This window comes from Thalassospira sp. MCCC 1A01428 (genome assembly GCF_002115825.1).
In the GTDB taxonomy this organism is placed as follows: Bacteria; Pseudomonadota; Alphaproteobacteria; order Rhodospirillales; family Thalassospiraceae; genus Thalassospira.
This window is the reverse complement of sequence record NZ_JFJZ01000088.1, coordinates 1-7,689: the sequence shown is the minus strand read 5'-3', so window position 1 is coordinate 7,689 and position 7,689 is coordinate 1. Positions and strand designations below refer to the sequence as shown.

Below are 7,689 nucleotides of genomic sequence, written 5' to 3'. Positions count from 1 at the left end.
AGCCGTGAGGGGACGCTTACGGTGTTTCTCCTGATCTCGTCAGTTGTGCTTCCGAAGCATTGGAATTGGAGAAACTGGTTTCGTGGATTCAAACACTTCCATCGGACCAGATTCGCCTGTCGGATATTGGCGTACTGTGTGCACGTAAAGCCGATGTAAAGCGTGTGAAAGAAGCACTTCAATCAGCACAAATTAAGACTGTAATTCTTGATGCCGGCGCAGATGACAGATCTACTCTAGGTGTTCGTGTAACAACCATGCACAGGGCAAAGGGATTGGAATTTTTCGCGGTGGCAATCCCATTCATGTCTGCTTCTTCATTTCCTCCGCAGGGAGCTCTCATGGCGGCGGTAGATGCAGCCGACCGAGAGGATATCATAATACAGTATCGTTCTTTACTTCATGTCGCTGCGACGCGAGCAAAGAAGGCTTTGCTGGTTTTGTGGTCTGGCGAGCCAACAAACATCATGAACGTGCCAGGAAATTGAGAGCATTTATGATCATCATTGATGATGGGGGGCTTAAAGTTTTGCTATAGCAGTAGATAATTTCGTTACGCCAGCTGACGTTCGGCTGTTCTGGTATGCCAAAGCTTTTGGTGATCGCATGGGAAAGAATAGCTACTTAGGAGGAAATACAAATGTTAGTGCTATCGAGAAAGGTTGGGTTAAGGACAGCCTTGAGAATTTAGTTCCTGTTGGTCTTGCTCTGGGTCCCAATTCTGGGCCGCCGGAGATTAGAGTGTTCCGGCTTTTATCCCAGGTGCCTCTCTCCTAAGGCACTGCACGACCTCTTTGGAGAGGGAATGACCGGAATGATGACGGAAGCCTTCCACCACGAGTTCGTCGGCAGACATGGATGGCTTGTCCCGATTTTTTTCTTTCACGATCATGATGACGTTGAGGCTTATCTATGAAGTTTGACCCAGGACCCTTAGCGGACCCATGGGGTTTTGGGTCGCTTTGGCTCTAATTTTATGGTGTTGTCGTTGAACGATGCGGATTGCAAACGGCCTGCCGGGGCTGGGGATTGAGTGAGGTGATGAAATGAACAAAACAGACCGAGAAGCGATCATCGAAGATATCGCTAGAAACTCGCTCGACTGCATCGAAAAGGTAGCCGCTGATGCCGAAAGTGCTCGCGCATCTCACAAACGGAGCAATGTCACCGCATTCACGACCATTAACACACTGAATAGCCCTCAGCTGGCGAAAAACATTGAGGCAGTTTCGGACGTTGAAGCCGATGCCATCGCTGTCTTGATTCAGCAACCTGTCATCGCACGTGTGCATTTTCTGGATGAGAACGATAAAGAAGACGTGATCTTCATCACGCGTTCCACACCCCGCTCGGTTCCGGGCTACAAGATTGCGAGTTACCGGACTGAACTGGGTAAGATCGCCTCCTTGGCCGCCGGTGACGAGGGATCATTCCGGTTTGGTTCTAAAGAGCGCGATCTTTTGATCGAATCTCGTGCATTGCTCAAGCCCACCCGAGACGAGAAAGGCTGGGATTCAAGAGATACAGAAATAGACATCCGCGATCTCGGGAAGTTCACCGTTGGATCTCTGTGCGATCTCCTCGAGCCGAAGGAGAAGATCGAGGAGGGCGACCTTGATGCACTTTGGGAAGACGATTCCGAAAAGAACGTCGTGGAGGGGGTGCGCCGCGCAATCATCACGCATATGGAGCTGCGCGATCAGCCCATTCTGGATCGGCATCAGGATGAGATTTTCAGGATGCCTATCAATACGAAGTGTTTTCTGTCTGGTCCGCCTGGAACAGGTAAAACGACGACCTTAATTAGGCGCTTGGGACAAAAAACTGACAGACAGGCGCTCCAGGAAACGCCAGATGAGCTTCGGTTGGTCGAACAGGTCGAGTCGGAAACAGGCCGTCCGCATGAGACCAATTGGATTGTTTTCTCCCCGACCGAGCTTCTTCGTCAATATGTAAAGGACGCATTCGCCAGAGAGGGCTTGGCTGCGAGCAACACGCAGATACGCACCTGGGATGATTTCAGATGGGAGATTGCACGCGATGATCTGAAGCTTTTACGGACTAGTAGTGGGAGTGCTCCGTTCGTTGAACGGCGCACTCAGAGTTATCTTGCCGCTGAGACAGGTGACGATGCCGCATGGTTTGACGATTTCCGGTCGTATCTTGATGCCTCGTTTTTCGAGGAGGTAAAGGTTGATGCCAATTGGCTGGCTGGAAGAATGACTGACGATCTGAGAACGATTGGCCTGTTGCTGTCGGACGCCCTTGATAGCCCTCGTAATGGCATGTATGCGCACGCGGTTAGCGTTGTCGCTGAGCTGATCCCCGACATTAGAGAAGCCGTCTCAGCAAGGAATGACGCGGTTTCTCGTCTGCTTGTCAAGGCTCGCAATGCATTGGTTTACGAAGACCGAAACTTCCCCAATGTCCTACGAGACGAGATATCTCGCCAACTCTCAGATTCTGTACAAGTTTCTGAAGGTGAGGAGGAATTTGAGCTCGCACTGGACGATGAAGATCAAATCGAGGCAGAACCACAGCCAGGCCGTCCTGTAAGCCGACGGCAGGCGCTTGTTCGCTTGGAGCGTGCCCTTAAAACATTGGCAAAGTCGCGGCTGACACGACGTTCTGTTTCCGAGAAATCTCAGGACGGGATGCTCTTGGCTTGGCTTGGAGAGCAACGAATTCCCTCTGACGATGATTTGAAGAGTATGGGTGAGTTGCTGACGGAGCAGGCGCGGCTTCGGAAATTCGAGCGTTTGGAGCGCCTGTTTCTTCGGGGCATAGCTCCGAAGTACAAACGCTATCGGGGAGACCGTGCGAAGGTATCGCGTTGGTATAGTTCCACGCCTTCAAAGCCTTCTGATATCTTCTGGCGAGAGCTTGATCTAGTGGTTCTTGCATCCTTGCAAATCGCCAATGAGCTACTGGATTACCACCGAAGACAAGCGGGAAATGATTTACCGGCTTCGGGATTGCTCGGAAGTCTGCGCAATCTGCATAGGGCACAGGTTTTGGTCGATGAGGCTACTGATTTTTCGCGAATTCAACTCGCCTGTATGCATGAAATCTCTCACCCGATCTCTGGTTCTTTTTTCCTTTGTGGAGATATCAACCAACGGCTCACATCTTGGGGTTTGAAGTCGAATGAAGCATTGGATTGGATCACTAGCGGTATTTTACGGAAGTCTATCACTGTTTCCTATCGGCAAAGCCAACGTCTCGTCGATCTGGCGAAAGATGTAGCCTCATTAGGTGGCTCGATAGCCGAAGATATTATTCTGCCGGATCGTCTAGATGTCGAGGGAGTGGCACCGGTGTGGAAGGAGGGCCTTGGCGATAATGCCGAAGTGTCGGATTGGCTCACAAGTCGGATTTTTGAGATTGATCGGATGCTTGGACAGTCCACAACTATTGCAGTGCTTGTCAACGACGAGGCGAATGTAGAGCCGCTCGCCGTGACCCTAAATGACCGCCTGGAAGAAATCAGCTTGGCCGCGGTTGCCTGCAAAGATGGGAAAGTGGTCGGCAACGACCGAGACGTTAGGGTCTTCGATATTCGCCACATCAAAGGGTTAGAGTTCGAAGCCGTCTTCTTTGTCGGACTTGATGAGACCATTGCAAAGCACTCAGAACTTTTTGCGAAGTTTCTCTACGTCGGGGCAACTCGCGCTGCGACCTATCTTGGTGTCACTTTCTCAGGTGCTATTCCCGATGTTGTCGCACCTCTTGCTACCCATTTTCAGGGGAAGTGGTGAAGTCATGGATACCAGGCTTGGCGCAGTTGCTCGGCCATTTTACTAAAACGGATTTTGGTGGAAAGCGTGGTTGGTATCCAAACGTATGATCACTGTAAGTCTGGAGACGATGCGGATGGTAAGGTGTCTGACGAGGCTGGAGATTAATTGAGGTGATGAAATGAAGCTGAAAAAATTTCGCGTAACAGAATTTCGGTCTGTAACAGACAGCAGCTGGATTGATGCTTCAGATGTGACGGCGCTGATCGGCGAGAACGAAGCTGGCAAAACCAATCTCCTATTGCCCCTGTGGAAGTTAAACCCGTCCGGCAGTGGCGAGATCAATCTACTCGATGATATGCCTCGTTCCCGCTATGCTGAAATGCGGGAGCATCCCGGAGAGCATAGTTTTATCACTTGTATCTTTGAATTGGATGACGCCGAGCGCGACTTAGCTGTCAAGTACGGTGCAGATCAGGAAAAGTGCGGGACTATTGAGGTGGTCAGGGATTATTCCGGCCGGTATGGCTGGAGTTTTCCTGATGACCCAGACTTCGACATTTGCGAAGCATTTGAAGCGGAGATAGCGCCACCCCAGGACGAGAACCAAGAGCCTGAGCGCGGCCCGAGTTTGTCAGACAAGTTAGAACAATCGCTTCCTAAGTTCGTCTATTACTCGAACTACGGAAATCTCGACGCCCAAATCTACCTCCCTCATGTGGTTGAGAACCTTAAACGCGACGACCTCAGCGGCAAAGAGGCAGCGAAAGCGAGAACGCTTCGGGTTCTTTTCAAGTTGGTGAATCTCAGCCCCGAAGAGATTCTTGAATTGGCTAAATCCACAGGCGTAATTGCGCGTGTCAATCAGCAAGGACAAAACGTCGGCGTTGTGACGAAGACCGACGAACAGATTCAGTCGGATGATGAGAAAGTCCGCACGCGGACGGCGCTCTTGCAGTCGGCCTCGAGCAAGTTGACCAAGACTTTCAAGGACTGGTGGAAGCAAGGCGACTATCGCTTCCGGCTTCATGCGGATGGAAACTATTTCCGCATATGGGTGGCGGATGACAGGCGGCCTGAAGAAATCGAGCTGGAAGGTCGTTCGACTGGGTTGCAGTGGTTTCTGAGTTTCTTCCTTGTTTTCACGTATGAGAGCGAAGACACGCACGACAATGCAATCGTGCTTTTGGACGAACCGGGTCACTCCCTGCACCCACAGGCCCAGCGGGATCTGTCTGCCTTCTTCGACAATCTGTCCAAGACCCATCAGATCGTTTTCACCACCCATTCGCCATTCATGATCGACGCCGACCGTCTTGACAGAGTTCGCAAGGTTTATGTCGATGTAGACGGCGGTACGGTAGCGTCGAGCAATCTGGGGGCGAACAAGGGCAAGGGCGCGGACAAAGGAGCGGGAGCTACTTACGCAGTGCACTCGGCTTTGAACCTGACTGTCGCCGAAAGCTTACTGCTTGGCTGCACTCCGGTGATTGTGGAGGGACCGTCGGATCAGCACTACTTGTCTGTGATCAAGAACATCCTGATCGCCAAAGGACGGATCAGTCCGATTGCTGAACTAGTGTTTCCGCCTTCAGGCGGGGCGAAGACGGCCAAGATCATTGCCGCAATACTGATGGGGCGCGACGATGTACTTCCTTACGTCTTGCTAGATGGCGACGCGGCCGGAAGGCAAGCAGCGAAATCTCTTCAAGACGGCTTGTATCAGGGAGCAAAAAACTTGGTCTTTACTATCGACACTTTCACCGGGAAGTTGAAGGACAGCGAGATCGAAGACATCCTTCCAGCTAAACTGTTGATTCAGGTGTTGGATCGACTGGAGCGTCGAGCGGATCGTGACTTTGAGGATTGCTATGAAGAGGATAGGCCGATTGTTCCTCAGATTAAAGCCTGGGCCGCCGGAGAAGGCTTTAATCTACCCGACGACTGGAAGGTGCAGCTCGCACTCGGCGTGAAATCGAAGCTCCTAGCTGATCCGGATAAACACGTGGATAATCAAATGCTCGACCTTTGGACGTCGATCTTTGAGAGGTTTAACTAACGCCACCACAGGAAGGAACCAAAACTCGCGGCAACAAGGTGCTGCTTTTCATCTGTCATCAGACTGCGTCCGTTGATAATGTCATAACTACATATGTCGGCCAAATCCCGATTTTCCGAGCTGTTCGGAGACAGCGCTCCCTCTTACTCCTAAGATCCGGTCTTTTGCTCTCTATCGCAAGGTAGCCGTGACTGTGCGCTTATGATCGCCCCAGTGTACGATGAGGCGCTTCTATCAGCGTTCACTTAATGAAAAACATATGGTCATACCGATCCCGCAAATCCTGATTAAGTTCTCTTGCCATAAAGACTAGCCTCCTTATCCAGTCTTTATCTTGCATCATAATTTTCCCAATAACAGAATCATCGATTCAATCTGTTGATAAGAGGATCTACATTAGTTATAACTATTGGGTGAAATTTATTTTTCGTTTGATGAATTACGTGTAATTTTTATTTTGGATGTGGAAGTGAACAATCCTCGCAAACATCATTATATTCCGGAATTATATTTGAAGTTTTTTTTAGGAGAAGATGTCAAGGGTGAGAAGTTGTTTGTGGTTGATTTTAGGAGGCAGAAGAATTTTAGCGCGATACCAAAAAAACTAGCAAAGCAGAATGATTTTTTTACACTTAAAAATGAGGTTGATAAAAAATTTTCTGTGGAAGAGGAATATTCAAAATTTGAAGGTCGTATTAAGCCTGTGTTGCAAAGTATGATAAAAAATAGAAAATTTATTAATGGAAGTGATCGTGTTCTGTTTAACCGTTTCATTGCGCTTTTGTTAGTGCGTGGGCCAAAATTCAGGGATGTTTTATTTAAAATTTTAGACCCTCTGATTCGAAGCCAAGGAGCAAATATTTTGCTTGAATCGAAAGAAGAATGGAGTAAGCGAAAAGATCAACCCCTCGCTTGGGAAGATGCTCGTAGGCTTTATGATGAGGGGAGTTTTGAAGTAAAAATTGATAACGACGCTTATGTGAATCTTGAGGTTGCGCATTGGGAGAGTGCTTTCCGTTTTTTAAAAAATAGAAAATGGTCTTTTTATTTTTCGTCGTTGGAAAATCATAATTTTATCACTTCTGACAATCCGGCGTTTTTAGTCCATAGAGGAGGTGGGGAATTGGAAAATAGTCAATGCGAATTTTTTCAAAAATTTGATATTTGGTTCCCTCTGTCTTATGACTTGGTTGTAATTAGTAAGCCTTCTGTGGAAGAAAAGTGTGTAAGTGCAAGTTTGAAGCAAGTGGCTAGTTTTAACTCTATGGTAATTTCCAATTCTTTTTGCCAAGTTTATTCGAAAGATGATGGATTTTATTATATGTCTCCATTGATGCAGTTGAGGAAGGGGGGGGGTGCATAAAGATCGTGACATGCAGAAGAGTAATTTTTCTTAAGTGGGAGGTATTTATTGGTAATTTTCTGCAGATTCTCAGGGGTGTTTCTAGTTGAGAGACATCAATTGTCATAAGTTTTGGTTTTTTGCCCTTTGACACGAAGACGACTAATAGTTAGGTTAGCTTTGTGTAGCATTTTGCTCACCTGTTTTGTGTTATTTTGACGCAACATCTCTCCAAGCGTAATAATATTTTGCTCTCTGTCATTTTTTGAAAACAGCGGAAAAATCAGCCTGCCATTGACGGAATTTGCAGTCTCTTTTGCCAGTTCCTTCGAGCTGTTTTCCTTGGGCATATGGGCATCCGTTGCCGCAATAACGATATGATGTTTGGGCATAAACCGCCGCAGGTTTTCGGCAACAGCCTCCAGGTCCTCTGCCTTCACCGCCCATACAACCGGCTTCTGTGTCAGACGGTTTAGCTCGATGGCGCTGACCAGATCATCGGCGATCAGAATTGGCTCTTTCGGGTTTCTGGTAAGCGTCCCCTCACGGCT

The 7,689-nt window shown here is 48.6% G+C and carries 5 protein-coding genes; 4 read left to right on the top strand and 1 reads right to left on the bottom strand.

Going from position 1 to position 7,689, the window contains the following annotated elements:
• The first annotated feature begins 65 nt into the window (after positions 1–65).
• The 4 genes from THS27_RS25405 to THS27_RS25390 all read left to right on the top strand — a co-directional run bounded on the left by THS27_RS25405 (position 66) and on the right by THS27_RS25390 (position 7,159).
• Entirely contained in the window at positions 66–488 is a 423-nt protein-coding gene (locus THS27_RS25405) for a 3'-5' exonuclease (RefSeq protein ID WP_168185012.1), read from the top strand.
• A 558-nt stretch (positions 489–1,046) separates the two neighbouring features.
• The gene (locus THS27_RS25400; protein ID WP_085595694.1) at positions 1,047–3,758 is read left to right on the top strand and encodes an ATP-binding domain-containing protein; all 2,712 of its coding nucleotides are present in this window, start codon (positions 1,047–1,049) and stop codon (positions 3,756–3,758) included.
• 160 nt (positions 3,759–3,918) lie between these two features.
• The gene (locus THS27_RS25395) at positions 3,919–5,796 is read left to right on the top strand and encodes an AAA family ATPase (protein ID WP_085595692.1); all 1,878 of its coding nucleotides are present in this window, start codon (positions 3,919–3,921) and stop codon (positions 5,794–5,796) included.
• Between the two features lie 409 nt (positions 5,797–6,205).
• Positions 6,206–7,159 (top strand): DUF4238 domain-containing protein, encoded by a 954-nt coding sequence (locus tag THS27_RS25390; protein WP_085595690.1) that lies wholly within the window; start codon positions 6,206–6,208, stop codon positions 7,157–7,159.
• A gap of 95 nt (positions 7,160–7,254) precedes the next feature.
• Here the strand turns inward: THS27_RS25390 and THS27_RS27000 are convergent.
• Positions 7,255–7,689: hypothetical protein (locus tag THS27_RS27000; RefSeq protein WP_168185011.1), on the bottom strand; the 435-nt coding region annotated here is incomplete at its 5' end.

Coding starts and splice junctions, on each gene's coding strand:
- THS27_RS25400 (WP_085595694.1), top strand. CDS start 1,047: ATGAACAAAACAGACCGAGAAGCGATCATCGAAGATATCGCTAGAAAC.
- THS27_RS25395 (WP_085595692.1), top strand. CDS start 3,919: ATGAAGCTGAAAAAATTTCGCGTAACAGAATTTCGGTCTGTAACAGAC.